21 protein-coding genes and 1 tRNA gene are annotated in these 24,223 nt (G+C 65.7%); 10 read left to right on the plus strand and 12 right to left on the minus strand.

From position 1 onward, the window contains the following. Positions 1 to 97: 97 nt before the first annotated feature. Positions 98 to 1,117: a tripartite tricarboxylate transporter substrate binding protein gene (locus AAFF19_RS18170; RefSeq protein ID WP_342720726.1), complete on the minus strand. Its 1,020-nt coding sequence runs from the start codon at positions 1,115 to 1,117 to the stop codon at positions 98 to 100. 254 nt (positions 1,118 to 1,371) lie between these two features. Here AAFF19_RS18170 and AAFF19_RS18175 point away from each other — a divergent pair, with 254 nt between their 5' ends. The 4 genes from AAFF19_RS18175 to istB all read left to right on the plus strand — a co-directional run bounded on the left by AAFF19_RS18175 (position 1,372) and on the right by istB (position 5,943). Further along, positions 1,372 to 2,052, plus strand: coding sequence for a GntR family transcriptional regulator (locus AAFF19_RS18175; protein WP_182118706.1), 681 nt, complete (start codon positions 1,372 to 1,374; stop codon positions 2,050 to 2,052). Between the two features lie 275 nt (positions 2,053 to 2,327). Then, complete coding sequence (locus AAFF19_RS18180) at positions 2,328 to 3,233, plus strand: formylglycine-generating enzyme family protein (RefSeq protein WP_246330752.1); 906 nt, start codon at positions 2,328 to 2,330, stop codon at positions 3,231 to 3,233. Between the two features lie 378 nt (positions 3,234 to 3,611). After that, the gene (istA, locus tag AAFF19_RS18185) at positions 3,612 to 5,135 is read left to right on the plus strand and encodes an IS21 family transposase (protein WP_034695485.1); all 1,524 of its coding nucleotides are present in this window, start codon (positions 3,612 to 3,614) and stop codon (positions 5,133 to 5,135) included. Beyond that, positions 5,128 to 5,943, plus strand: coding sequence for an IS21-like element helper ATPase IstB (istB, locus tag AAFF19_RS18190; protein WP_008906665.1), 816 nt, complete (start codon positions 5,128 to 5,130; stop codon positions 5,941 to 5,943). The genes istA and istB overlap by 8 nt, the downstream gene beginning before the upstream one ends. 84 nt (positions 5,944 to 6,027) lie before the next feature. On the opposite strand, the gene AAFF19_RS18195 is transcribed toward istB, so the two are convergent. The 4 genes from AAFF19_RS18195 to AAFF19_RS18210 all read right to left on the minus strand — a co-directional run bounded on the left by AAFF19_RS18195 (position 6,028) and on the right by AAFF19_RS18210 (position 8,885). Next, on the minus strand, positions 6,028 to 6,354 hold the full coding sequence (locus AAFF19_RS18195) for a DUF6538 domain-containing protein (RefSeq protein WP_182118707.1): 327 nt from the start codon (positions 6,352 to 6,354) through the stop codon (positions 6,028 to 6,030). Positions 6,355 to 6,467: 113 nt separating this feature from the next. Beyond that, positions 6,468 to 6,557 (minus strand) — tRNA-Ser (locus AAFF19_RS18200). 37 nt (positions 6,558 to 6,594) lie between these two features. Next, positions 6,595 to 7,911, minus strand: a complete 1,317-nt coding sequence (gene serS, locus AAFF19_RS18205) for a serine--tRNA ligase (RefSeq protein ID WP_342720728.1) — start codon at positions 7,909 to 7,911, stop codon at positions 6,595 to 6,597. A 32-nt stretch (positions 7,912 to 7,943) separates the two neighbouring features. Then, complete coding sequence (locus tag AAFF19_RS18210) at positions 7,944 to 8,885, minus strand: threonine/serine dehydratase (protein ID WP_342720729.1); 942 nt, start codon at positions 8,883 to 8,885, stop codon at positions 7,944 to 7,946. 156 nt (positions 8,886 to 9,041) lie between these two features. Between AAFF19_RS18210 and AAFF19_RS18215 the strand changes: the two genes are divergently transcribed. Continuing rightward, positions 9,042 to 9,770: a CBS domain-containing protein gene (locus tag AAFF19_RS18215; protein ID WP_008903491.1), complete on the plus strand. Its 729-nt coding sequence runs from the start codon at positions 9,042 to 9,044 to the stop codon at positions 9,768 to 9,770. 133 nt (positions 9,771 to 9,903) lie between these two features. Here the strand turns inward: AAFF19_RS18215 and ispH are convergent, their stop codons facing one another. Together ispH and AAFF19_RS18225 are read right to left on the minus strand one after the other, a co-directional pair. Next, the gene (gene ispH / locus AAFF19_RS18220) at positions 9,904 to 10,899 is read right to left on the minus strand and encodes a 4-hydroxy-3-methylbut-2-enyl diphosphate reductase (protein WP_342720730.1); all 996 of its coding nucleotides are present in this window, start codon (positions 10,897 to 10,899) and stop codon (positions 9,904 to 9,906) included. Further along, positions 10,899 to 11,363, minus strand: coding sequence for an FKBP-type peptidyl-prolyl cis-trans isomerase (locus tag AAFF19_RS18225; RefSeq protein WP_121943559.1), 465 nt, complete (start codon positions 11,361 to 11,363; stop codon positions 10,899 to 10,901). The genes ispH and AAFF19_RS18225 overlap by 1 nt, the downstream gene beginning before the upstream one ends. A 354-nt stretch (positions 11,364 to 11,717) precedes the next feature. On the opposite strand from AAFF19_RS18225, the gene radC reads away from it, so the two are divergent. The 3 genes from radC to AAFF19_RS18240 are packed head-to-tail and all read left to right on the plus strand — an operon-like array spanning position 11,718 to position 14,292. Beyond that, positions 11,718 to 12,431: a DNA repair protein RadC gene (gene radC, locus AAFF19_RS18230; protein WP_008903488.1), complete on the plus strand. Its 714-nt coding sequence runs from the start codon at positions 11,718 to 11,720 to the stop codon at positions 12,429 to 12,431. After that, entirely contained in the window at positions 12,428 to 13,639 is a 1,212-nt protein-coding gene (locus tag AAFF19_RS18235) for an esterase-like activity of phytase family protein (protein WP_182118710.1), read from the plus strand. Before radC ends, AAFF19_RS18235 begins: the two co-directional genes overlap by 4 nt. Further along, on the plus strand, positions 13,636 to 14,292 hold the full coding sequence (locus AAFF19_RS18240; protein ID WP_182118711.1) for a Smr/MutS family protein: 657 nt from the start codon (positions 13,636 to 13,638) through the stop codon (positions 14,290 to 14,292). The genes AAFF19_RS18235 and AAFF19_RS18240 overlap by 4 nt, the downstream gene beginning before the upstream one ends. Before the next feature lie 111 nt (positions 14,293 to 14,403). Here AAFF19_RS18240 and AAFF19_RS18245 read toward each other — a convergent pair whose 3' ends face one another. After that, positions 14,404 to 16,398 (minus strand): bifunctional 2',3'-cyclic-nucleotide 2'-phosphodiesterase/3'-nucleotidase, encoded by a 1,995-nt coding sequence (locus AAFF19_RS18245; protein ID WP_246330760.1) that lies wholly within the window; start codon positions 16,396 to 16,398, stop codon positions 14,404 to 14,406. A 469-nt stretch (positions 16,399 to 16,867) separates the two neighbouring features. On the opposite strand from AAFF19_RS18245, the gene AAFF19_RS18250 reads away from it, so the two are divergent. Together AAFF19_RS18250 and AAFF19_RS18255 are read left to right on the plus strand one after the other, a co-directional pair. Then, a complete protein-coding gene (locus tag AAFF19_RS18250; RefSeq protein WP_182118713.1) occupies positions 16,868 to 18,346 on the plus strand; it encodes a SulP family inorganic anion transporter in 1,479 nt (492 codons plus the stop codon). 10 nt (positions 18,347 to 18,356) lie between these two features. Continuing rightward, entirely contained in the window at positions 18,357 to 19,214 is an 858-nt protein-coding gene (locus tag AAFF19_RS18255; protein WP_182118714.1) for a universal stress protein, read from the plus strand. 78 nt (positions 19,215 to 19,292) lie between these two features. Here AAFF19_RS18255 and AAFF19_RS18260 read toward each other — a convergent pair whose 3' ends face one another. The 4 genes from AAFF19_RS18260 to AAFF19_RS18275 all read right to left on the minus strand — a co-directional run bounded on the left by AAFF19_RS18260 (position 19,293) and on the right by AAFF19_RS18275 (position 24,199). Beyond that, positions 19,293 to 20,384: a M48 family metalloprotease gene (locus AAFF19_RS18260; RefSeq protein WP_342720731.1), complete on the minus strand. Its 1,092-nt coding sequence runs from the start codon at positions 20,382 to 20,384 to the stop codon at positions 19,293 to 19,295. Positions 20,385 to 20,400: 16 nt separating this feature from the next. Beyond that, positions 20,401 to 20,994 carry a LemA family protein gene (locus AAFF19_RS18265; protein ID WP_008903480.1) on the minus strand — a complete coding sequence of 198 codons (594 nt, stop codon included), beginning with the start codon at positions 20,992 to 20,994 and terminating at the stop codon, positions 20,401 to 20,403. 187 nt (positions 20,995 to 21,181) lie between these two features. Next, positions 21,182 to 21,607 (minus strand): group II truncated hemoglobin, encoded by a 426-nt coding sequence (locus AAFF19_RS18270; RefSeq protein ID WP_342720732.1) that lies wholly within the window; start codon positions 21,605 to 21,607, stop codon positions 21,182 to 21,184. Positions 21,608 to 21,679: 72 nt separating this feature from the next. Beyond that, on the minus strand, positions 21,680 to 24,199 hold the full coding sequence (locus AAFF19_RS18275; RefSeq protein WP_342720733.1) for an FtsX-like permease family protein: 2,520 nt from the start codon (positions 24,197 to 24,199) through the stop codon (positions 21,680 to 21,682). Positions 24,200 to 24,223 lie beyond the last annotated feature (24 nt).

Genomic DNA, 24,223 nt, shown 5'->3' on the forward strand with positions numbered 1-24,223 from the left:
TGCGTGTTTCCGCACAGCCAGCGCCAGCCACTTGCCTGAATTAAAAAATGCGACGCAGTGGCAGCGGGCTGGCCCGTCCGCCGCCGTGCTCGCCCTCTCAGTCGATGGTGATGCCCAGGCGCTTCACGACCGCGCCCATGCGGCCGAACTCGCGCTGCACCAGTGCAGCGAATTCCTGGCGCGACAGGGGCTGCAGCAGCACACCGCGCTCGGTCATGGTCTTGTTGAATTCGGGGCTCTTCAGCGCGGTCTGCACGGCTGCGTGCAGGCGGTCCAGGCGGTCGTCCGGCGTACCCTTGGGCGCGAACATGCCGTCCCAGCTGAACATCTCGTAATCGGGCAAACCGCTCTCTGCCAGCGTCGGCACGCTGGGCAGCGTGGGTACGCGCTTCTTCATCGTGACGGCCAGGGCGCGCAGCGTGCCGCCATTGATCTGGGGTGTGAGCACCGGAGTGACGTCGATGAAGAAATCCACGCGCCGACTCATCACGTCGATGATGGCAGTGGATGATGCCTTGTAGGGCACATGCGCCACTTCAATGCCGGCCTCCTGCTGCAGCATCGCGCAGGCCAGGTGTGATGCCGTGCCGTTGCCACCGGATGCGCAGGAGAGCTTGCCAGGGTTCTTCTTGCCGTAGGCAAGCAGTTCACCCACCGTCTTGAACGGCGAATCCTTGCCCACCACCAGGGCCAAGGCCGTGGTTCCAAACAGCGCTACGGGCTCGAAATCGTTGATGGAATAACCAGTACGCTTGTACAGGAAGTGGTTGGTGCCCATGGTTCCCATGGTCCCGAAAACCACCGTCTGGCCGTCTGCCGGCGCCTTGGCCACAAAGGCCGTGCCAATGTTGCCGCCAGCGCCGGGTTTGTTCTCGACCACCACGGACGTATTGAGCGGCCCGGTCAGCTGCTGGGCATACAGACGCGTGAGCGTGTCGCCCCCGCCACCGGCAGAGAACGGCGCCACGAAGGTCACCGGCGCTGTGGGCCAGGCGGAGTTGGCAGGTGCCACGCCGGGCACGAGCAGCGCCGAAGAGAACAAACCAAAAGCCAGCAATTTGCATGCTTTACGGCGGACGGGGAAACGCGGGAGCGCGATGGTGACGAACTTCAGCATGCCTGGTTTTCCTGGTAGGTGACCACGAACTGTGGCCTGAACAATGCATGCATTGCAGCACAAAATAATCCGATGGTCTATAAAAATTCCACAAATTGCATGCAATATCGACAATTCAAGGGTTTACCCGTATCGCCACTAGAGTGCTTCACGCCCCTGAGGAAGGTTGCACACCACCCGCCCGGCGCCAGGCAACGGATTGTTCAATGCACGGCAATTGCGTGCAAAATCCTTCCCCACGCTTTGGAACTTCTATGGCTACCCAAATCCTTTCTGTCGTCAACGAGATCAAGCGCAGGATCATCGCGGGCGACTACGCGCCGGGTGAGCGGCTGGTGGAACTGCAACTGGCCGAGAGCCTGGGCGTATCGCGCACGCCCATCCGGCTGGCGTTCGAGGAGCTGACCAAGGACGGTCTGCTCGAGCGCCTGCCCACGCGCGGATTCCGCGTGAAGTCCTTCAACCCCAAGGACCTGAGCGACGCCATCGAGGTGCGCGGCACGCTGGAAGGCATGGCCGCCCGGCTGGTGGCCGAGCAAGGGGCAGACACCCAGAACCTGCAGGTACTTCGCGATTGCCTGGAACAGGGCCAGATGCTGCTGGCGCGGGCCCGGGACGCCGGCAGGGTGCTGGATGCGCGGCAATGGATGCTGATCAACGCGCGGTTTCACAGCGCCCTGCTGCAGGCGGCCGACAGCGCACCGCTGATCGATGCCATCGAATGCATCTCCAAGATTCCCATGGCGGCGGCGACGGCGGTCAGCATGCAGGGCGTAGCACCGCAACTCGAATACGAGTTCATTGAGCGGGCCCACCACGACCACTGTGACCTGGTGACCGCGATCGAGCGGCGCGAGGGCATGCGGGCCGAGTTCATCATGCGCGAACATGCGCGCAAGACGCGGGAAAACAAGCAGCGATTGCTCGCCAGCTAAAGGGCGAATCGCCTGCAAGCGAACACCCGCACAGGCTGCCGGGCCGCCCGGGCATACACTGGCAGCCTCGCTATCTGGACAAGCCGATGAACCCTGTGGCCCCCCGCCGGTGCGCCTTCCCGCCGTTCGCCTGTATGGCCAGGGATGCGTCATGGTGCTTGTTCCGTGCACCAGCGTTTGCGCTGATCGCTTTGGTATGCGCAGCCGCCCACGCGGAAGTCGCCCGCGGCTCCGCACCAACAGCCCGCACTGCCACCTGGACAAACACCCTCGGCATGGTGTTTGTCCGTGTACCTGCCGGGAGTTTCACCATGGGTGGAATCGAGCCGCCAGAATCCCTGGCCCGCGCCTATCCCACACTGGAGGCCGCGCGTTTCACCGATCTGGCCGACGAAGGCCCCGCCCACCGGGTGACTATCGGCCAGGCGTTCTACCTGGGCCAGCATGAAGTCACCGTGGGGCAGTTCCGGCGTTTTGTCCAGGCCTCAGGCTACCGTGCGGAGTCCGAGGCAGACGGAACGGGCGGCTATGGCTACAACCCCCGCTACGACCCGGCCACCACCGTGCGGGGCGATGCTTTCGAAGGCCGCGATACACGCTATTCCTGGCGCGACCCGGGCTTTGCCCAAGGCGACGACCACCCGGTGGTCAACGTTACCTGGAATGACGCCATGGCCCTCGCTGATTGGCTGAGCCGCACCGAGGGCCACCACTACCGACTGCCCACCGAGGCGGAATGGGAGTACGCCTGCCGCGCCGGCACCCGCACGCGTTACCCGCACGGCGACGATCCACAAGGCCTGCTGCACACCGCCAATACCTTTGACCAGGCGGCTGCACCACTGTGGCCGCGCTGGCAACAGCATGCGCTGGCCGGCAACGACGGCCACGCCTTCACCGCGCCAGTCGGCAGCTATGGAGCCAATGCCTTCGGTTTGCACGACATGCTGGGCAATGCCTGGGAATGGGTGGCGGACTGGCACGGGGACAACTATTACGCCCACTCCCCGCGCAACGACCCCCGCGGCCCCGCTCACGGTACGGTGCGCGTGCGCCGCGGCGGCTCCTGGCACACCTGGGCTTTTTATGCGCGCTGCGGCTACCGCAACTGGAACAGCCCGCAGACGCGCTATACGCTGGTGGGCATGCGCCTGGCAAGAGAGATCAGTGCCGCACCCTGACCCTGATCACCCATGATTCCGGATGGCAGGTTGTTCTTTGGATGGGAAGACCCGTAGCTTCAGCCTTTCGGCGGTGCCGACGGCTCAGGAAGACATGCGCGCGCAGTTTGAAGACCTGGCCGCCCCCCCCGCCAAAGGACCGGAAGGCAGGCCCGGAAACCAGAAAGGGTTTGCTTCTATTTTCATAGCAGCAAACCCTTTGGATACTGGCGGAGAGGGTGGGACAGTCCCGAATCCACCAATCTCCAGAGGAGAAACCCCGAATGTTGTCGCCGACCGAAAACTGACAGTCTGAAAGGTCTGGTGCCGATCCAAAATTGACAGGGGTGTTCAACTGCCCTGCTGAATTTTTCAGCAGGGATGTAAGAGGTGATCACCATGGACATGATTGGCAAGGTCAGGCGCATGAAGTGGCGCGATCAACTCTCTGACGGAGAGATTTGCAGAAGAACGGGACTGGCCAGAAACACGGTCAAGAAGTGGCTCAAGGCCCCCGGAGACATACCCCCGAAGTACGAGCGCAAGAAGGCTGATGGCAAGCTCACGCCATTTGTGGCGGTGCTGGAGCAGGCCCTGCGCACGGATGCGCACCGGGCCAAGAACGCAAGGCGCAGTGGCAAGGCGCTGTTTGCCCAGATCCAGGCTCAGGGATACCGGGGTGGCTATAGCGCCGTGACTGACTTCATTCGAGCATGGCGGGTGGATAGCGCCAAGGATCCCGCCAAGGCCTTTGTGCCGCTGAGCTTCGAGTTGGGCGAGGCCTTCCAGTTCGACTGGAGTGAGGAAGGACTGCTGGTTGGTGGAGTGTTCTACAAACTGCAAGTGGCCCATCTGAAGCTCTGCGCCAGTCGTGCCTTCTGGCTTGTTGCCTACCCTGGGCAGGGCCATGAGATGCTGTTCGATGCCCATACCCGCTCCTTCCATGCATTGGGAGGCGTTGCCAGGCGTGGCATCTACGACAACATGAAGACGGCGGTGGACAAGGTCAAGAAAGGCAAGGGGCGCATCGTCAACGCACGCTTCTCGGCCATGTGCAGCCACTACCTGTTTGATCCGGACTTCTGCAACGTCGCCTCGGGCTGGGAGAAAGGGGTGGTGGAGAAGAACGTGCAGGACAGTCGCAGGCGGATCTGGATCGAGGCCGCCAGCAGGCGCTTCGGATCGTTTGCCGAACTCAATGCATGGCTGGGCGAGCGGTGTCGCTCGGTGTGGTCCGACTCCGTGCATCCGATCCACAAGCAGTTCACGGTGGCAGAGATGTTGGAGTTGGAGCGCCCCCACCTCATGTCCATGCCTGTGCTGTTTGATGGGTATGTGGAGAAGCCCGCGCGGGTGAGTAGTACATGTCTGGTGGCGGTGGCGCGCAATCGCTACTCCGTTCCTTGCGAATGGGCTGGGCACCTGGTCAGCACGCGTCTGTACCCCAATCGGGTGGACATTGCCTGCGCGCAAACCATCATCGCCAGCCACGCCCGCACGCCGGGCAGTGGCCAAGTCACCTATGACTGGCAGCACTACATTGAACTCGTGCAGCGCAAGCCCGGCGCACTGCGCAACGGTGCGCCGTTCTTGGACTTGCCTGAGCCCTTGCAGCGCTTGCGCAAATCCCTTCTGAGGCACCCTGGCGGTGACCGCACCATGGCACAGGTGCTGGCCAGCGTGCCGCAGGCGGGCTTGGACGCAGTACTGGTGGCGGTTGATCTTGTCCTTGAAGGTGCCACGCCCAATGGAAGTGTCAGTGCTGAGCATGTGCGCAATGTGCTGGCTAGGCTGAATGCGCCACCCAGGCCGGAGCATGCCAAAACCACATTGCAACTGACCAACCTCCCGCTGGCCGATACCGCGCGCTACGACCGTTTGCGCCCTACCCACAACGATAACCAAGGGGTCATCCATGTCTGAATCCAAACGCGATGTGCAAAGCGGGCTCAAGGCACTGCGCCTGAATGGCATGGTCAGTGCCTGGGCTGACCTTATGGAGCAGGATGGCGGCTCCTCGATTCAGAGCTCGCGCTGGCTGATAGAGCACCTGCTTCAAGCGGAAGACGTGGATCGGCATATGCGCTCGATTGCCCACCAGATGAAAGCAGCACGCTTCCCGATTCACCGGGATCTTGCTGGCTTCGACTTCGAGGTCTCACCCGTGGACAAGGTGCTGATCAAGAGGTTGGCGGACCTGAGCTTCACCGACGATGCGCAGAACGTTGTCCTGATTGGTGGTCCTGGCACCGGCAAAACCCACTTGGCAACGGCGCTGGGAATCAATGGGCTGACGCACCATTCCAAACGTGTCCGGTTCTACTCGACGGTGGATCTGGTCAATGCGTTGGAGCAAGAGAAGGCCAAGGGAAATCCGGGGCGCATAGCCATGAGCTTGATGCGCATGGACCTGGTCATTCTGGATGAACTTGGATACCTGCCATTCAGCCAGGCCGGTGGAGCATTGCTGTTCCATCTGCTGTCCAAACTCTATGAGCACACCAGCGTTCTGATCACCACCAACCTGACGTTTGCCGAGTGGTCCGCTGTCTTCGGTGATGCCAAGATGACCACGGCACTGCTGGACCGGCTCACCCATCACTGCCACATCGTTGAAACCGGCAATGAGTCCTACCGCTTCCGCCACAGCTCCAAGGAGGCAAAGGGAAAGATCAAATCCAGAGAAATGAATAGAAAAACAGAAACCAGTCTGGAGGTGCAAGCCCAGTAGGAGGCTATAGTTATCCACAGCCAGCCTAGCAGATACTGGCTACACGCCCCCTATCAAAGTTGGATCGGCACACACTGTCAAGATTCAATCGGCGCCAACACTGTACGTCTCATCGAGACGGGCGATAGCGCGCTCCCAATGCTCAAACAGACGCCGCCGCAAAACAGGCATGTCTATCGGGCGCGGCTTGCCTTTGCGCAGGGCCTCAAAACGGGCATCCCACTCGGCATGCAGCGCTCTTGCTTTGGCATTGGCCTCTCTGAGGTCAGAAGTCTTGAGCGAGACACGGGTAGCCCATCCACCGGGGAAGTGGGCGAGGAGGTCTTTGGGGGCACGAAGGCCGAATTGGTAGATGCCGCAATCGGCGCGGCGCTGTACGCCGGGGAATCGGGTCACGGTAGCTTGGTTCACACGGCAAGATTACACGGTTTACCGGGGTGCTACCTCTGCTGCGGGCCTCGTTTTCAGAGGAGCCACAAGAAGAAAGGGCTAGCAAGCGAGTGCCTGCTAACCCTTCTTTTGATTGGCGGAGAGGGTGGGATTCGAACCCACGGTAGTGTTGCCACTACGCCTGATTTCGAGTCAGGTACATTCGACCACTCTGCCACCTCTCCTGCATTCGTGTCGAAGCCTGCGATTCTAGCAGGAAATTCAGGGCGCCAGCACCGCCACTCCGCCCATGTAAGGGCGCAGCACTTCGGGTACCACCACTCTGCCATCCGCCTGCTGGTAGTTTTCCAGCACTGCCACCAGCGTGCGGCCCACAGCCAGGCCGGAACCGTTCAGGGTGTGCAGCAGCTCGTTCTTGCCTTGCGCATTCTTGAAGCGGGCTTGCAGGCGGCGCGCCTGGAAGGCTTCGCAGTTGCTCACCGAGCTGATTTCGCGGTAGGTGTTCTGCGCGGGCAGCCACACTTCCAGGTCGTAGGTCTTGGCGGCGCCAAAGCCCATGTCGCCCGTGCACAGGCTCATCACGCGGTAGGGCAAGCCCAGCTTTTGCAGCACGGCCTCGGCATGGCGGGTCATTTCTTCCAGCGCTTCGTAGCTCTTGTCGGGGTGCACGATCTGCACCATTTCGACCTTGTCGAACTGGTGCTGGCGGATCATGCCGCGCGTGTCGCGGCCGTAGCTGCCAGCCTCAGAACGGAAGCATGGCGTGTGGGCGGTGAGCCTGATGGGCAGGTCGGCCTCGGCCACCACCACGTCGCGCACAAAGTTGGTCAGTGGCACTTCGCTGGTGGGGATGAGGTAGAGCGCCGCGTTGTCGGGCACGGGCTCGCCGTCCTGGCCACCCTTCTTGGCGGCGAAGAGGTCACCCTCGAACTTGGGCAGCTGGCCGGTGCCCTTGAGCGAGTCGGCGTTCACGGCGTAGGGCACGTAGCACTCGGTGTAGCCGTGCTCCTCTGTCTGCACGTCCAGCATGAACTGGCTCAGTGCGCGGTGCAGGCGTGCAATCGGGCCCTTCATCACGGTAAAGCGCGAGCCCGAGAGCTTGACGCCCATGTCGAAATCGAGGCCCAGCGGGGTACCCACATCGACATGGTCCTTCACTTCGAAATCAAGTTTGGCAGGCGTGCCCCAGCGGCGCACTTCGACATTGCCAGCTTCGTCGCTACCCACCGGCACGGATTCGTGCGGCAGGTTGGGCACGGCCACCAGCATGGCCAGCAGTTCGGCCTGGATCTGTTCGAGGCGGGCGGCGGATTGCTCCAGCTCCACCTTGCCTGCGGCCACCTGGGCCTTGATGGCTTCAGCGCCATCCTTGTCGCCCCGGCTCATCAGCATGCCGACCTGTTTGGACAGCTGGTTGCGCTGGGCCTGCAGCTCTTCGGTGCGGGTCTGCAGCGTCTTGCGCTCGGACTCCAGGGTCTGGAAAGCGGAGACGTCCAGAAAGGCCTGGGGCTTTTTGCGGGTTTCCAGCCGCGCGATGGCGGTGTCGAGGTCTTTGCGGAGGAGAAGAATGTCAAGCATTGCTGGATTTTAAAGGGGTGGTCGGCAACGGCTCAGGCAAGGCTGGCCGGGTCAAAGTTGGCGCCACAGAGAATCAGGGCCACCGTCTCTTGCGGCTGGGGCTTGTAGGCGCCGGTCTGCAAAGCTGCCAGGCCCAGCGCGGCGGCGGGTTCCACGGCCAGTTTCAGCTCCTTCCACAGCCACAGCTGGGCCGCGCGGATGGCATCGTCGGGCAGCAGCAGCGCGTCGTGCACATGGCGCTGGCTCACTTCCCAGCAAATAGTCCCGATGCGGCGGGCGCCGAGCGAATCAGCGGCCACGCCGCCCACATCCACATCCACCGGCTGGCCCGCAGCGCGCGCGGCGTGCAGGGTGGGCGCGCGTTCGGGCTCCAGTGCGACCACATGGGCGCGGCTTTCCACCCATGCGGCCACGCCGCCGATGAGGCCGCCACCCCCAACGCTGACCAGCACCGTATCGGGCAGGCGGCCGCCCTGCTCTTCCATCTCCAGCGCCAGCGTGCCCGCGCCTGCCACCACTTCGGGCTGGTCGTAGGCATGGGCCTGCAATGCGCCCGTGGCCTTCTGGCGGGCCACGCAGGCTTCAAAGGCTTCGGAATACGCAGCGCCGGTGACGACCACCTCGGCCCCCAGTGCGCGCAGGCGGGCGCGCTTGGCTTCTGGCGACACCTCGGGCACAAACACCTCGCAGCGCACGCCCAAGGCCTGGGCAGCCGCTGCCACGGCAATGCCGGCGTTGCCGCCGGAGGCAATGATCACGCCGCTCTCGGGCACCGGATTGGCCAGCAGGCGGTACAACATGCCACGCGCCTTGAAGCTGCCGCCCACCTGCAGGTGCTCCAGCTTGAGCCAGACCTCGGCACAGCCCACGCCCAAAGACTTGCCGGAAAGGCGCATCAGCGGTGTGGTGCGCAGAAAGTCGGGCTGGGTGGCCAGTTGGCGGCGGGCGGCGGCAATGGCGGCGCGGTCGATCATGCAGGGCTCCGATGGGGCAAAGGGAGGCAGTTTAGGCGCTGCCCGCAACATGCAGACACAACGCTGACTGCAGGGGTGCCGCACAACTGCCGATAACATGGGCAAGGCAGTCCCTCACCCCAACGCGCTGGTCGGCCTGCGCGCAGGAGAAAAAGCATGTTCTTTGTGTTCGGCCCGTCAGGCCAGATGTACCGGGGTGGCCCCGAAAACCTGGCACGTATTTCTGCGGTGCGCAGCGTGCAGCGCCCGCAGGCACTGCGCACGCGGGCCATGGATGCGCAGGATGGCCAGCCGGGGCCGATCTTCACGGCCTCGCCGCGCCCCACGGCGGCCGATCCTGGCGCCGCGTCAACACCCTCTGCCATCGTCAACCTGCGCACACACGACGCCGTGAGCGCCTATGCACAGGTGGACCAGGGCCCCCAGCCCGCCCGGCAGCCGCTGACCAAGGTGAGCGATGTGATGACCACCGGCGGCGTGAGCGTGGCACCCGGCGTGCGCGTGAACGATGCCTGGCAGACCCTGGCCGAGAACAAGGTGGCGCAGGCGCCGGTGGTGGATGCGCTGGGCCGCGTGATCGGGCTGCTACTGCGGGCCGACATGGCGCCGCTCGATCTGCTGCCCGAGCCCGGCGCGGTGAAGCAGGCGATTGACCTGGCACGCCGCCCGGTGTCTGAAGTGATGGTGAGCCCGGTGCCCACCGTGGCGCCCGACACGGAGTTGCGCCGCGTGGCCGCCGTGCTGCTGGACACCGGCCTGCCCGGCCTGCCGGTGACGGACGATGCGGGAGTGCTGTCGGGCTTTATCTCGCGCACCGACATCCTGCGCGCGGTGGCGGCGGACCCTCCGCTGGATTTGTGGAGCGGGCCTGCGATGGCGCTGTAGACCGTTGACCTGCCTTACATCCAAAATATAAGCAAAACTGGCTTCTAGCGCTTATCCATCAAGCGCCAGCAGCTATCAATTCAGAAGCATCAAACCACACCATCTGCTGAAGAGGCCGGTGGCGCGTCGCCGCTCAGCGTCCCGCAGGCCCGGTCTCTGGCGTGCGTTCGGTGATGCTCAAGCCCGTGGTCGCATCGATCTTGAGCCCCTTGGGCAGCGGGAACTTGATGGTCTCCTCGATGCCCGCCATGGTGCGCACGGAGACTGCGCCCAGCGCCTTGATGCGGTCGATGACCTGTTGCACCAAAATTTCGGGCGCCGAGGCTCCGGCGGTCAGCCCCACGCGGGCGAGGCCGTCAAACCATTCGCCTTTGAGCTCGTCGGCACTGTCCACCATGTAAGCGGTGGTGCCCAGCTTGGCGGCCAGCTCGCGCAGGCGGTTGCTGTTGGAGCTGGTGGGGCTGCCCACCACAATCACCACGTCCACCTGCGGGCTCAGCAGCTTGACGGCGTCCTGCCGGTTCTGCGTGGCGTAGCAGATGTCCTGCTGCTTGGGCTCGCGCACGCTGGGGAACCGCGCGCGCACGGCGGCAGAGATTTCGGCCGCATCGTCGACGGAGAGGGTGGTCTGCGTGACCACGGCCAGCTTTTCGGTCTGCGCGGGCTGCACGCGCGCCACGTCTTCCACGTCTTCCACCAGGTGGATGCCGTGGTCGAGCTGGCCCATGGTGCCCTCGACCTCGGGGTGGCCCTTGTGGCCGATCATGATGAATTCGTAGCCCTCCTTGGCGAGCTTGGCCACTTCGACGTGCACCTTGGTCACCAGCGGGCAGGTGGCGTCAAAAATGCTGAAGCCGCGCGCCACCGCCTCTTGCTGCACAGCCTTGCTCACGCCATGGGCGCTGAAGACCAGCGTGGCGCCCGGGGGCACGTCCGACAGCTCTTCGATAAAGATCGCGCCCTTGGACTTGAGGTCGTTCACCACGTAGGTGTTGTGCACGATTTCGTGACGCACATAGATGGGGGCGCCAAACTTCTGGATGGCACGCTCCACGATCTCGATGGCGCGGTCCACACCGGCGCAAAAGCCGCGCGGCTCGGCCAGCAGGATTTCTTGCGGCGTCTGCATCACAGAATCCCGATCAGCTGCACTTCAAAGGTCACGGGCTGGCCCGCCAGCGGGTGGTTGAAGTCGAACAGCACGGCGCCGTCTTCACGCACCTGCATCACGGCCCCGGCGTAGCTTCCCTGCCCGTCGGGCGTGGGGAACTGCACCACATCGCCCACGTTGTATTTTTCGTCGGGGTCGCCCAGCTCGTTCATCAGCTTGCGGGCGACCCACTGCTGCATGTCGGGGTTGCGCTCGCCAAAGGCCTCGCCCGCAGGCAGCTCGAAGGTGGTGCGCGTGCCTTCGGCCAGTCCGAGCAGGCGCTGTTCCATGGCGGGCGACAGCTCGCCCGTGCCCAGCGACAGGGTGGCGGGTTTGTCGGTAAAAGTGTTGATCACATCCCCCGCCGGGCCGGCCAGGCGGTAGTGCAGCGTGAGGAAGGAGCCCGGCTGAACAGTGGGAAGGGAGGTGGAAATAGAGGTCATGAGAGTCCAAAAGAGCGTGTTTTGCACTTTTACGTGCCCACGAAAGCCGGGAAAAGGCCCGGCCACTAGGCGCAAAACGCGCCGCGGTATCCATACCGCAAGCGGTTTGCAACAACGTGGCCGGGCCTTTTCCCGGCTTTCCCAGAGGGTTGGGCCCAAAGGCCAGCACTCGCGGCGTTGCAGCCCTTGCCAAGGCCCCGGCCTTGGCGGCAGTCCGCGCCTTGCGATCACTGACCTTTGGACCCAACGTGGGTACGTAAAAGTGCAAAACACGCTCTAAACTGCCCCAATTGTAGAAAACCGGGCAAACCCCTACCGCAGCCACCGCTCCTGGCGCGTCCCATCTCCTCTTCCATGGCCATCAAAGACCTGCCCGCCGACGCCCAGCCCCGCGAAAAACTGCTGGCACGCGGCCCCGCCGCACTGGCCGATGCCGAGCTGCTGGCCATCCTGCTGCGCACCGGCATCGTGGGCAAGGGGGTGCTGCAGATGGCGCAGGAGCTGCTCGACCCGCCCGGCATCGACCCCACCACCGGCGCCCTCACCGGCGGCTTTGGCGGCATTGCGGGGCTGTTGCACACCAGCGCGGCCGACCTGGAGCGCATCAAGGGCCTGGGCCCCGCCAAGCGCGCCGAACTGGTGGCGGTGCTGGAGCTGGCCCGCCGCGCCCTGGCCCAGCAGCTGCGCGAACGCGAGGTGTTCGACTCGCCCGATGCCGTCAAGCACTATCTGCAACTGCACCTGGCGGCCAAGGGGCACGAGGTGTTTGCGGTGCTGTTCCTCGACAGCCAGAACCGCCTGCTGGCGCTGGAGGAGCTGTTTCGCGGCACGCTCACGCAGACCAGTGTGTACCCGCGCGAGGTGGTGCTGCGCGCCCTGCACCACCAGGCGGCGGCTGTGGTTTTGGCGCACAACCACCCCAGCGGGAGCGTGACGCCCAGCCGCGCCGACGAGGCGCTGACCCAGACCCTCAAGACCACGCTGGCGCTGGTGGATGTGCGCGTGCTCGACCACGTGATCGTGGCGCCAGGCCAGGCGCTGTCGATGGCCGAGAAGGGACTGCTGTGAAGCCGGGCCGCCTTGCCATTGCCCTGCTGGCGGTCAGCGCGCTGCTGCAGGCCTGCGGATCCCACGCACCTCCGCCTCCCGCCCAGAGCGCGGCGCAACCCGTTGCCCCGCAGGTATCCGCGGCCCCGGCTGCCTGCCCCTGCCTTCGCCTGATTGGCGAGGCCACGTTGGCGCAGGGGCTGAGCGTGGGCGGCACCACGGTGGGTGGCCTCTCGGGCATCGACTACGACGCGGCCGGGGACCGCTACATCCTGCTGTCGGACGACCGCTCCAACATGGATGCTGCGCGCTTTTACACCGCGCGCATCCGTTACACGGCCAGCGCGCTGGCCATGCCCGAATTCACCGGCGCCGTGGCCTTGCTGAACGCCCGCGGCCAGCCCTACGCGCCACGCCGCCGCGCGCCCGATGGCATCGAGGTGCCCGACCCGGAAGCCGTGCGCTGGCTGCCCGGGGGCGCAGACTTCCTGTGGACGAGCGAAGGCGACTTCGCGCGCGGCTTTGGCCCCGCATTGCGCACCAGCCGGGCCACCGATGGTGCGCAGCTGCGTGCATACGCGCTGCCCGCGGCGTTCCAGCCCCGGCCGGGCGAGCGGCGGGGCCCCCGCGACAACGATACGCTGGAAGGCCTGGCCCTCACGCCCGACGGCCAGACCGCCTGGCTGGCCATGGAAGGCCCCTGGCTGCAAGACGGCCCCCGCGCCACACCCGCCAGCGGTGGCGCGCCCGTGCGCATCACCGCCATCGACGTGGCCAGCGGCCGTGTGCTGCGCCAGCTGGCCTACCAGCCCGATGCCGTGCCGCACAAAAGCCCCCTGCCCGGCGGCTACACCACCAACGGTGTGAGCGAGATACTGGCCGACGGGCCCGACCACCTGCTGGTGCTCGAGCGCAGCTACACCCTGGGCGTGGGCAATTCGATCCGCCTGTACCGCATTGCCGTACAAGGCGCGGGCGCGGAGGCGGCCAGCGACACGCTGGACATTGAGGCGCTTGCCCCCGGCAACCACACGCCGGTGCCCAAAATGCTGGTGGCAGACTTTGCCCACCTGGGGCTTCAGCGCCTGGACAACATCGAGGGCATGGCCTGGGGCGCGCCTTTGCCAGGCCCGGGCGGCCCGCGCCGGGTGCTGGTCTTTGTGAGCGACGACAACTTCAACCCCGCGCAGATCACCCAGTTCATCGCGGCGGAGTACCTTGCCCCGTGAAAGCCCGATCGCTCCAGGACCTCGCCCCGCTGCGCCAGGCGCTGGCCGAGCGGGCTGCACACGAGGCGCGGCTGCGCCAGCAGGCGCTGGAGGCCGAGCGCCGCGAGCGCGCCGAGCGCAACCTGTTCCGTGACGCCGTGGGGCCCGTGCAGGCCCTTGGCGGGCAGCACCACGACCGGCACTGGCCCCTGCCCGAGCCCCCCGAGCCCCTGCCGCTGCAGCACTGGCTGGACGAGGAACGCGTGCTGCGCGAATCCATCAGCGACGACTTCGATGTGAGCACCCTGCTCGACACGGACGACCAGCTGAGCTTTCGCCGCCCGGGCATCGGCGTGGAGATCACGCGCCGCCTGCGCGCCGGGCACTGGAGCATTCAGCGCCAGCTGGACCTGCACGGCCTGCGCGTGGACGAGGCACGCGAAGCCCTGGGTGAATTCATCCGCCTCGCCCACCGCACGGGCATGCGCTGCGTGCGCGTGGTGCACGGCAAGGGCCTGGGCTCGCCCGGCAAAAGCCCCGTGCTCAAAAGCCGCGTGCAGCGCTGGCTGGTGCAAAAGAGCGAGGTGTTGGCCTTTGTGCAGGCCCGGCCCATGGACGGCGGGGCTGGCGCGCTGGTGGTGCTGCTGCAGCCGGTGCTGCACAAAAAATTCTAGCCAAAAACGGCTGCAGCCCTTTTCCTGAAAGCGCTGACAGCTATATTTTTTATAGCAATTGAGCGGGAACAGACGCGGACAGTTCCACAGCCCGCGCCGATAGCCCCATGGCTATTTGGACAGGTCGATCGCGTACTTGGACATACCCTTGCCCAAGCCATCATCGGCCGCCAGCAGCGACACGTTGGTCAGGCCTGCCGCCTGCGCCACGCTCAGCGCATTGGCCCCCGAGTGGAACACCACCGGGCCGGCCGTTGTCGCCTTGGCAAAGCGCCAGCTTTTGGCCGCGCCGTTGGCAGCGCGCGTCACGGCGGGGTTCTTGCGGATGTAGTCGATCACCACGTCACGATTGGCATCCGGCGAGGCCCAGATGGTGCCCGAGCCGTCGAGCTTGTCGATGAAGCTCTTGCCGCTGGTGGCGCGGTAGTTGTTGGTGGCGATCACGAACTCCTGCGCCACGTCGATGGGCTTGCCCAGGTAGGTCAGGTTCTTGATGCGGCTGCCCACCGGCTGGATCACGTCGATCTCGTACTGCATGTCCGCCGTGGTGAACATGTCGAAGTTGTAGCCCGGGAAGGTGCTGACGAGTGGCTGCTCGGTGGTCTTGCCCGGGTCGATCTGGTTGAAGCGCTTGGCAGCGGCTTCAAGCCAGTTCCTGATGTCCGCGCCGTTCACCTTCACCGCATACACGGTGTTGGGGTACAGGTACAGGTCGGCCGCATTGTTGATGGCCAGCGGGCCCACAGCCACGTCGGTGTAGTCGGCGCCGCCCTGAAAGCCGCTCTTGAACGGCGCGCTCACCGACAGCACGGGCAGTTGCGCATACTGCGGCAGGCTGGCCCTGATGTAGGCCGCCACATAGGCCTGCTGCGCCTGGTTCACGATCTGGATTGCACCCGGGTCGCCCACGTCGGCAAACAGCGTGCTCATGCGGAAGTCGGTCTGGCCGATGGGCGTCTTCACGTACTGGATGGCCGCCTGGTGCTGGGTCTCGATCAGCGGGGCGATGGCCGGGTCGGCATCCACGGTCACCGTGGCGCCTGCGGCATTCTTGCTCTGGATGTTGCGCAGCTCGGACTTGCTGGCCGACTTGTTGACCGTCCACTTGGCGCCGTCCCACTGCAGCGCCAGCTGCACCACGCCCAGCGACTTGCCCCAGGAGCTGGCCATCACCGCTGGCACGCCGTTGATGGTGCCCGCCTTGTGGTCCACGCCCGGCAGATTGAAGCCCGGCGTGGGCGCCGTGTCGGGGAACACGCCGTGCTGGTGACCCATCACCATGGCATCGATGCCAGCCACCTTCGAAAGATGCAGACCGGGGTTCTCCATGGTGGGCGCATACGCCGCGCCATCGAGCCCGCCGTGCAGCAGCGCCACCACGATGTCGGCGCCCTTGGCGCGCAGTTCGGGCACGTACTTGCTGGCTACCTCCACCGCGCCTTCGGTGGTGACCTTGCCTTCGAGGTAGCGCTTGTCCCAGTTCATGATGCCCGGCGTGGTGAAGCCGATCACACCGATCTTGATGGGCAGCTTCACCTCTTTACCGTCAGCGCTCTTGGCCACCAGGGTGCGCTCCAGCAGCGTGTAGGGCTGCACCAGCGGCTTCCTGCTCTTGTTGCTGACCACGTTGGCCAGCACCACCGGAAAGCCCGCGCCAGCGCATTTCTTGGTGGCATCGACGCCGTCCACATCCAGCCCGCCGCCCAGCACCTGGTTCAGAAAGGGCAAGCCGTAATTGAACTCGTGGTTGCCCAGCGTGCCGGCGTCAAAGCCCAGCGCACCCATGGCCTTGTACATCGACAGCTGCTGCGTGCAGGGGATGGGGCTGATGGTGGCTTCGTAGTCGGCCAGCGCCGTGCCCTGGATGGTGTCGCCGTTGTCCACCAGCAGCGTGTTGGCAAACTCCTTGCGCGCGGCACGCACCAGCGTGGCCGTGCGCTCAAAGCCATAGCTCTTGTCCTCGGCCAGCTTGAAGTAGTCGTAGCTGCGCACGTTGAAGTGCAGGTCGGTGGTCTCCAGCACCGCCAGCGTGGCTGTGGCGCCCGCATGGTTGTTGCTGTCGTCGCTGCCACCGCAGGCAGCCAGCGAAGCCGCCAGCGCCACCATGCCCAGCGCGGCAACGCGGCGCGACAGGGGTGGAGAGAAAATGGAACGAGTTGGAGTATGCCCAGACATGAAGAGTCCCTGGATGAAACAAGGCACCGAGTGTCTGGCGGGGCTTTGACAGGGTTGTGACGCTGCTTCGCTGACTCCTTGGGGCAAGGCGGCTTCCTCATGGGTCACCCCGCCTGCAGCACAGCGCCCCTCAAGGCGACCGAACTACAATCACCCGGTGCACAAGCCAATTCAACCCTGCTCAACCACCACGGTTTTCACGCCCCGCCGTGATTTGCCGCTGGGCTATTTCTGCTCTGTGACGCCGCCCTGACACGGCCGCGCGGCGCCTGCCGCCAGCACAACGCACGCACACCACGCACCGGCAGCCATCAGAGGCCACCGCGCTGGCAGTGCACTTTCCTCTCGCACCCTGAACACGCAATGCGCCGGCGCACCGCTGGCTGCGTTGCCCATGCCTATGAACTTTTCATCTTTCAAAAACACCTGGTTTTCCAACATCCGGGGCGATCTGCTGGCCGGTATCGTTGTGGCGCTGGCGCTCATCCCCGAGGCCATCGCGTTTTCCATCATTGCGGGGGTGGACCCCAAGGTCGGGCTCTACGCTTCGTTCAGCATCTGCGTGATCATTGCCTTTGCGGGCGGCCGCCCCGGCATGATATCGGCCGCCACGGGCGCCATGGCACTGGTGATGGTCACGCTGGTCAAGGAGCATGGCCTGCAGTACCTGCTGGCGGCCACCGTGCTCACCGGGGTGCTGCAGGTCCTGGCGGGGGTGTTCAAACTCGGCGTGCTCATGCGCTTTGTGTCGCGGTCGGTGATCACGGGGTTTGTCAATGCACTGGCCATCCTGATCTTCATGGCGCAGTTGCCGGAGCTCACCAACGTGAGCTGGATGGTGTATGCCATGACGGCGGCGGGGCTGGCCATCATTTACGGCTTTCCCTACATCACCAAGTCGATTCCCTCGCCGCTGGTCACCATCGTGGTGCTCACGGCCGTCTCGATGGCGATGGGGCTGGATATCCGCACCGTGGGCGACATGGGCGAGCTGCCCAGCAGCCTGCCCGTATTTCTGCTGCCCGATGTGCCGCTGAACCTGGAGACCCTGAAGATCATCTTCCCCTACGCCGCCACGCTGGCGGTGGTGGGTGTGCTGGAATCGATGATGACCGCCTCGATCGTGGACGACCTCACCGACACCCCGAGCAACAAGAACCGCGAATGCATGGGCCAGGGCGTGGCCAACATTGCCACAGGGTTCATCGGCGGCATGGCGGGCTGCGCGATGATCGGGCAGTCGGTCATCAACGTGAAGTCGGGTGGCCGCGGGCGCCTGTCGGCCCTGACGGCGGGCACGCTGCTGCTGGTGATGGTGGTGTTTCTGGGTCCTTGGGTCAGCCAGATTCCCATGGCCGCGCTGGCGGCGGTGATGATCATGGTGAGCATCGGCACGTTCAGCTGGGACTCGGTGCGCAAGCTGCGCGAGCTCCCGCCCAGCTCGTCCATCGTGATGATCGCCACCGTGGTGGTCACCGTGTCCACGCACGATCTGGCCAAGGGCGTGTTCGTCGGCGTGCTGCTGTCGGGCATCTTCTTTGCGCACAAGGTGGGCCGTGTGCTGCGTGTGGACAGCCTGAGCGAAGACGGCGGCAACACCCGCGTGTACCAGGTGGTGGGACAGGTATTTTTTGCCTCGTCCGAGGCGTTCATCGCCGCGTTTGACTTCAAGGAGGTGGTGCCCAGGGTGCGCATTGACGTGAGCCGCGCGCATTTCTGGGACATCACCGCCGTGAGCGCGCTGGACAAAGCCGTGCTCAAGCTGCGCCGCGAGGGCACCGAGGTCGAGGTGGTGGGCATGAACGAGGCCAGCGCCACGTTGGTGGACCGCTTCTCCATGCACGACAAACCCGGCGCTGTCGAACAACTGATGCACTAAGGAGCCAATCATGAACACGATCTATGCCTGTATTGATGGCCTGAAGACCACCGCCGCGGTGATTGACTGGGCCGCGTGGTCCGCCCAGCGCCTGGGCGCGCCGCTTGCGCTGCTGCATGTGCTGGAGCGCGACCCGGACAGCACGGCCGTGACGGACTTCAGCGGCGCCATTGGCCTGGGCGCGCAGGAGGCGCTGCTCAAACAGTTGTCGGACCTGGATGCCCAGCGCGGCAAACTGGCGCAAGAGGCCGGCCGCCAGATGCTGGCCCGCGCCGAGGAGCGCGCCAAGAGCGCCGGGGCGCAGCAGGTGCACGGTTTCATGCGCCACGGGGAGCTGGTGGACAGCGTGCTGGAGCTGGAGCCCGACGCACGGCTGTTTGTGCTGGGCGAGCACTACCAGGTGCAGGGCGAGCGCAAGCTGCACCTGGACCACCATGTCGAGCGCGTGATCCGTGCAGTCAAGCGCCCGGTGCTGGTGGCCACCGCCGAGCACTTTGCGCAGCCAGAAAGTTTTGTGGTGGCCTACGACGGCAGCCCCACGGCGGACAAGATGCTCGACACCCTGGCGCGCAGCCCCTTGCTCCGGGGCTTGCCCGCCCATCTGGTGATGTGCGCGTCCGACACCCCGCAAGCGCGGGGCCAGCTGGAGGCCGCGCAGACGCTTTTGCAACAGGCCGGGTGGGCCGTGCACGCGACACTGCTGGAGGGCGAGCCCACCCAGGCCCTGCCCGCGTTTGTGGATACGCAACGCGCCACCTTGCTGGTGATGGGCGCGTTCGGCCATTCACGCATCCGCCACCTGGTGGTGGGCAGCACCACCATCACCTTGCTGCGCGTGAGCAAGGCGCCGGTGCTGGTGTTGCGCTGAGCCCGCGGTGGGCACCTACGGCGTTCAAAAGCCAGCGTTGACCCCACGCCAAGGCGGGGGCCAGACAGGCTCCACGCCTTACATATGCCGCGCGAACGGGTCTACCAGCGAGGCAATGGTCGCACCCGCCGGCAGGCCCGCGCTTTCGGGGCGCCAGGCGGGTTCGGGGGCAGCGGCCACGGGTTCGACCTTCAGCGGCTGCATGCTGCGGCCGTAGAGGCGGCGCACACGCTCCTCCAGCGGGGGGTGCGAGTCCAGGCGGCGCTCCAGGCTGCCCAGGCCCTCTACATCCACCAGCAGCATGTGCTGCACCGAGGGGTGGTTGAGCCCCGTGTGGCGGTGCACTTCGTACCCGGCCGGCGTGTTCCGGCGCTGGGCCATCACCTTGCGCAGCACGCCGCCCAGGCCGTCGCGGCTGCGCGTCCACTGCACGGCGCGGGCGTCGGCCAGGTGTTCGCGCTGGCGCGAGACGGCGGCCTTCAGCATGCGGCCGGTGAGCCAGCCGGCAAACCCCGCCAGCATGATGGCCGAGCCAAACCACCAGGCCAGACCGCGCCGCTCGCGCAGGGTATCGCCAAAGTTGTAGACCAGCTCCAGGCCAAACACCATGCCCGCCAGCCGCATCTTCAGGCGCGTGTCGCCTTCGTGGATGTGGCTCAGCTCGTGCGCCACCATGCCCTGCATTTCCTCGCGGTTCAGGTAGTCGAGCGCGCCCTGGGTGACGGCCACCACGGCATCGCTTTCGTCCCAGCCGGCGGCAAAGGCGTTGATGGCGTCGGTGCGGGGCATCACCATCACCTCGGGGCGCCGCATGTGCGCGGCGATGCACAGCTCGTCCACGATGTTGGACAGGCGCTGTTCGGCGTGCGAGAGCGATGGCCGCAGCTCGCGCGCACCCACGCGCCGGGCCAGCTTGACGCCGCCCGCGCGCAGGTTGGAGGTCTCCACCCACCAGCCGCCCAGCACCAGCATCAGCGATACCCCCACGTTGGCGGCAAGAAAGCCGGCCGGAAACGGCAGCTGCACGGGCAGCAGCACGGTCATCAGCCACCACGCCACCACCAGCGCCAGGTGCACGGCCGCCACCAGCACGGCCACGGCGATCGCAAAACCCAGCAGAAGGCGGCGGGTTTCGCTGCGCGCGTCCTCTTGGTGGTCCCAGAATTTCATGGCCGTACGCCAGATGTCAGAAGCGGACCTTCGGCGCCGCGCGCTCTTCTTCGCTGCGCGTGGATTCGAGCATGGGCACGGTGGGGAAGCCCAGGAGGCGCGCCACGATCAGGTCGGGGAACTGCGCGGCCTTGTCGTTGAACTCCAGCGCCTGGTCGTTGTAGGCCTGGCGCGCAAAACCCAGGCGGTTTTCGGTGCTGGTGAGCTCCTCGGACAGCGACTGCATGGTGGCATCGGCCTTGAGCTCGGGGTAGGCCTCGGCCACCACCATCAGGCGGCCCAGTGCACCGCCCAGCACGCCTTCGGCCGCCGCCAGGGCCCCCAGCGCGTTGGCGCTGCCGGGGGTGGCACGCGCCGCAGTGGCCGCGCTCTGTGCCTGGCCGCGCGCCTGGATGACGGCCTCCAGCGTGGCGGCTTCGTGCTGCAGGTAGCCGCGCGCAACCTCCACCAGGTTGGGGATCAGGTCATAGCGGCGCTTGAGCTGCACGTCGATCTGGCCGAACGCGTTGGCAATGCGGTTGCGCAGCTGCACCAGCCGGTTGTAGACGCTGATGGCCCACACCAGCAGCACAGCGATCAGGCCCAGAACGATCCAAGCGGTTGCCGACATATCCCACCTCCCCTGTTGTGAATTGAATGGATGAATGAATGGGCGAATCTTAGTGGCAACTGCGCGCACACCCCTTGCATTCGTGTACCAGAAAATTTATGGTGAAAAATGCCTCCGGCACTTATCCAGCATGCGCTACGTGCTATATAAAAAATAGCAAAGCTTTGCACAACACCGGGCGGGCAGATCAGGGGGTGTTGCGGTTGCGCATCCAGTCGGCTGTTCCCATGAAGCTCTCTGCCAGGCGCGCGCGCAGATCGGCGGGCACGCCCGTCTCGCCCATGGCCTGGTCCATGCAGGCCACCCACTGGTCGCGCTCGGGGATGCCAATGGAAAACGGCATGTGCCGCATGCGCAGGCGCGGGTGGCCGAAGCGGCTTTGGTAGTAGTCGGGGCCGCCCAGCCAGCCGCACAGGAACCAGAAGAGCTTTTGCCGGGCGCTTGCCAGATCGCTGCCGTGGGCTGCGCGCAACGCGGCATAGGCGGGCTCCAGGTCCATCAGGTCGTAAAAGCGCTCGACCAGTGCGTGCACGCGGTCTTCGCCACCGATCCACTCATAGGGTGTGATGGCCCGGGGCGCAGCGGCGTCGCCGCCGGAAGTCTCATAATTCATATAAAAACACGCTCCAGCGCTTATCCATCAAGCGCTGGCAGCTATCAAATTCATATCAAACAATAGCGCGGCTTATTCCGACGCGCGGCGCAGTGTATCCACCACCGGGCGCAGCAGCACCTCACGCAGGCCCCACCAGCCCGCCGCCAGCGCCAGCACCGCGCCGGCCACGGCACCCGCCAGGGGCACCCAGGGTGCGGCGGTCCAGGCAAAGTCGAACACGAAGCGCGCCAGCGCCCAGCCCACACCCACCGCCACGGCACTGGCCAGAAAACCCGCCAGCAGGCCCACGCCCATCAGCTCGGCGCGCTGCACCTGCCGCAGCAGGCTGGCGCGCGCGCCCACGGCGCGCATGATGGCGTATTCGCGTGCGCGCTCTTCGCGCGTGGCCGTGACGGCGGCAAACAGCACCACCAGGCCCGCCGCCAGCGTGAAGGCAAACAGGAACTCCACCGCGCGGATCACCTGCTCCAGCACGCGCTGCACCTGGGCAATGGTGGCGCCCATGTCCACGTTGGTGATGTTGGGAAACTGGCGCACCAGGCCGTTGTCGAAGCCGTTGGTGTCGGGCGCGCGGTAGGCTGCAAGATACGTCACGGGCACGCCCTCCAGCTCTGCCACGGGGTACATCACGAAGAAGTTGGCCCGCATGGAGCCCCAGTCCACCTTGCGCAGGCTGGTGATGCGCGCTTCCTTCTGCACGCCGCCCATGTCGAACAACAGGCGGTCACCCATGCGCAGGCCCAGGGTTTCGGCAATGCCTTCCTCGACGCTGATGGCGCCCTCTTCGCCGGGCGTCCAGGCGCCCGCCACCACCTGGTTGTGGGGCGGCGCCTCCACGGCGTTCGACAGGTTGAATTCGCGGTCCACCAGGCGCTTGGCACGGTCTTCGGTGTAGTCGGCCGGGCCCACAGGTTGGCCGTTCACGGCCAGCAGGCGGCCGCGGATCATGGGGTACCAGTCGTACCTGGCAACGCCGCCGTCCTTGAGCGTTTGCTGGAAGGCGTCGGCCTGGTCAGGCATCACGTTGATCACAAACCGGTTGGGCGCATCGGGCGGGGTGGCCTGGCGCCAGCTGTCCACCAGGTCGGTGCGCAGCAGCACCAGCAGCACCAGGGCCAGCAGGCCCACGGCCAGGCTGCTCACCTGCACCACGGCATAGGCCGGGCGGGCCGATATCTGCCGTGTGGCCAGTACCAGCCAGCGGGGCGCGGTGGCCTCGTTCACGCTCTTGCGCAGCAGCTTCACCGCCACCCACGACAGCCCGGCAAAGAGGGCTACTGCCCCGGCAAAGCCGCCCACGGCGATCAGGCCGAGGGTGATGTCGCTGCTCACGGCCAGCAGCAGGGCGGCAAAGCCCGCCACCCCGATGCCCAGCACCGCCAGCGAGGCAGGCTTGAGCCCGCCCACGTCGCGCCGGATGACGCGCAGCGGCGGCACCTGGGCCAGCTGCAGCACGGGCGGCAGGCCAAAGGCAAACAGCAGCGTGAGCCCCATGCCCAGCCCGAACGCCACCGGCCACAGGCTGGGCGGCGGCAGGGTCGATTCGACCAGTCCCGCCAGCATCAACACAAAGGCGTAGTGCACCAGGTAGCCCAGCGCCACACCCAGCGCGCTGGCAAAAACGCCCACCAAGGCAAATTCGGCCGTGTAGGCGCCCGCAATGGTGCGCTGGCTTTGCCCCAGCACCCGCAGCATGGCCGAGGCATCCAGGTGCTCGGCCGCAAAGCCGCGCGCCGCCAGCGCCACGGCCACGGCCGATAGCAGCGCGGCCAGCAGGGCCACCAGGCTCAGGAATTTCTGCGCCCGGTCCAGCGTCTGGCGCATTTCCGGACGGCCGCTTTCGAGCGACTCCACCCGTACGCCATGCACATCGGGTTTTTTCGATTCCGCCTCGGCCCATTCACTGAAGGCCTTGACGGCGGCAGCAGACCCGATGACGGCAAAGCGATAGGTCAGGCGGCTGGCGGGCTGCACCAGGCCGGTAGCGGGCAGGTCGGCCTCGTTCACCATCACGCGGGGGGCAAAGCTCATGAAGCCGCCGCCGCGGTCGGGCTCGATCACGATGATGCGCGCGATGCGCAGCTGCGCATCGCCCAGCAGCAGCATGTCGCCCATGGCCAGGTTGAGCGATTCGAGCAGCGGGGCATCCACCCAGACCTCGCCGGGCGCAGGGATGTCGCGGGTGGGCTGGTCAAGCGCGCCGGGGGCATCGGCCACCTTGAGGCTGCCGCGCAGCGGATAGCCCGGCGGCACACTTTTGAGCGCCACCAGCTTGCTGGCGCCGCCCTGGGCATCACTGGCGCGGCCCATGGTGGGAAAGCCCAGCGTGGTCACGGTCTGCAGGCCCAGGGCCTTGGCCTGCTCGACAAACGCGGGGGGCGTAGGGTTGTCGCTGGCCACCACAGCATCGCCGCCAAGCAGCTGCAAGGCATCGCGCTGCAGGCCGCCTTGCAGGCGGTCGGCAAAAAAACCGACCGACGTGAGGGCTGCCACCGCCAGCGTAACGGCCACGATCAGCAGCCGCAACTCGCCCGCGCGCAGGTCACGGGCCAGCGTGCGCCAGCCCAAGCGTAGAAAAGACAGGTTCATGGCGCTGCACCTTAGCGCAAATGC

Origin of the sequence: Acidovorax sp. FHTAMBA, from assembly GCF_038958875.1 — a bacterium.
Classification (GTDB): Bacteria; Pseudomonadota; Gammaproteobacteria; order Burkholderiales; family Burkholderiaceae_C; genus Acidovorax.

Bases quoted from the DNA above. Each gene is read 5' to 3' on its own strand.
- istA (WP_034695485.1), top strand. From the start codon at position 3,612: ATGGACATGATTGGCAAGGTCAGGCGCATGAAGTGGCGCGATCAACTC.
- AAFF19_RS18175 (WP_182118706.1), top strand. From the start codon at position 1,372: ATGGCTACCCAAATCCTTTCTGTCGTCAACGAGATCAAGCGCAGGATC.
- ispH (WP_342720730.1), bottom strand. From the start codon at position 10,899: ATGCAGACGCCGCAAGAAATCCTGCTGGCCGAGCCGCGCGGCTTTTGC.
- AAFF19_RS18250 (WP_182118713.1), top strand. From the start codon at position 16,868: ATGAACTTTTCATCTTTCAAAAACACCTGGTTTTCCAACATCCGGGGC.
- AAFF19_RS18270 (WP_342720732.1), bottom strand. From the start codon at position 21,607: ATGAATTATGAGACTTCCGGCGGCGACGCCGCTGCGCCCCGGGCCATC.
- AAFF19_RS18265 (WP_008903480.1), bottom strand. From the start codon at position 20,994: ATGTCGGCAACCGCTTGGATCGTTCTGGGCCTGATCGCTGTGCTGCTG.
- AAFF19_RS18180 (WP_246330752.1), top strand. From the start codon at position 2,328: ATGGTGTTTGTCCGTGTACCTGCCGGGAGTTTCACCATGGGTGGAATC.
- AAFF19_RS18245 (WP_246330760.1), bottom strand. From the start codon at position 16,398: ATGGTGGCGCTGGCGGCTTCGCTGGCTGCCTGCGGTGGCAGCGACGAC.
- AAFF19_RS18225 (WP_121943559.1), bottom strand. From the start codon at position 11,363: ATGACCTCTATTTCCACCTCCCTTCCCACTGTTCAGCCGGGCTCCTTC.
- serS (WP_342720728.1), bottom strand. From the start codon at position 7,911: ATGCTTGACATTCTTCTCCTCCGCAAAGACCTCGACACCGCCATCGCG.
- AAFF19_RS18255 (WP_182118714.1), top strand. From the start codon at position 18,357: ATGAACACGATCTATGCCTGTATTGATGGCCTGAAGACCACCGCCGCG.
- AAFF19_RS18275 (WP_342720733.1), bottom strand. From the start codon at position 24,199: ATGAACCTGTCTTTTCTACGCTTGGGCTGGCGCACGCTGGCCCGTGAC.
- AAFF19_RS18170 (WP_342720726.1), bottom strand. From the start codon at position 1,117: ATGCTGAAGTTCGTCACCATCGCGCTCCCGCGTTTCCCCGTCCGCCGT.
- AAFF19_RS18260 (WP_342720731.1), bottom strand. From the start codon at position 20,384: ATGAAATTCTGGGACCACCAAGAGGACGCGCGCAGCGAAACCCGCCGC.
- radC (WP_008903488.1), top strand. From the start codon at position 11,718: ATGGCCATCAAAGACCTGCCCGCCGACGCCCAGCCCCGCGAAAAACTG.
- AAFF19_RS18210 (WP_342720729.1), bottom strand. From the start codon at position 8,885: ATGATCGACCGCGCCGCCATTGCCGCCGCCCGCCGCCAACTGGCCACC.
- istB (WP_008906665.1), top strand. From the start codon at position 5,128: ATGTCTGAATCCAAACGCGATGTGCAAAGCGGGCTCAAGGCACTGCGC.
- AAFF19_RS18215 (WP_008903491.1), top strand. From the start codon at position 9,042: ATGTTCTTTGTGTTCGGCCCGTCAGGCCAGATGTACCGGGGTGGCCCC.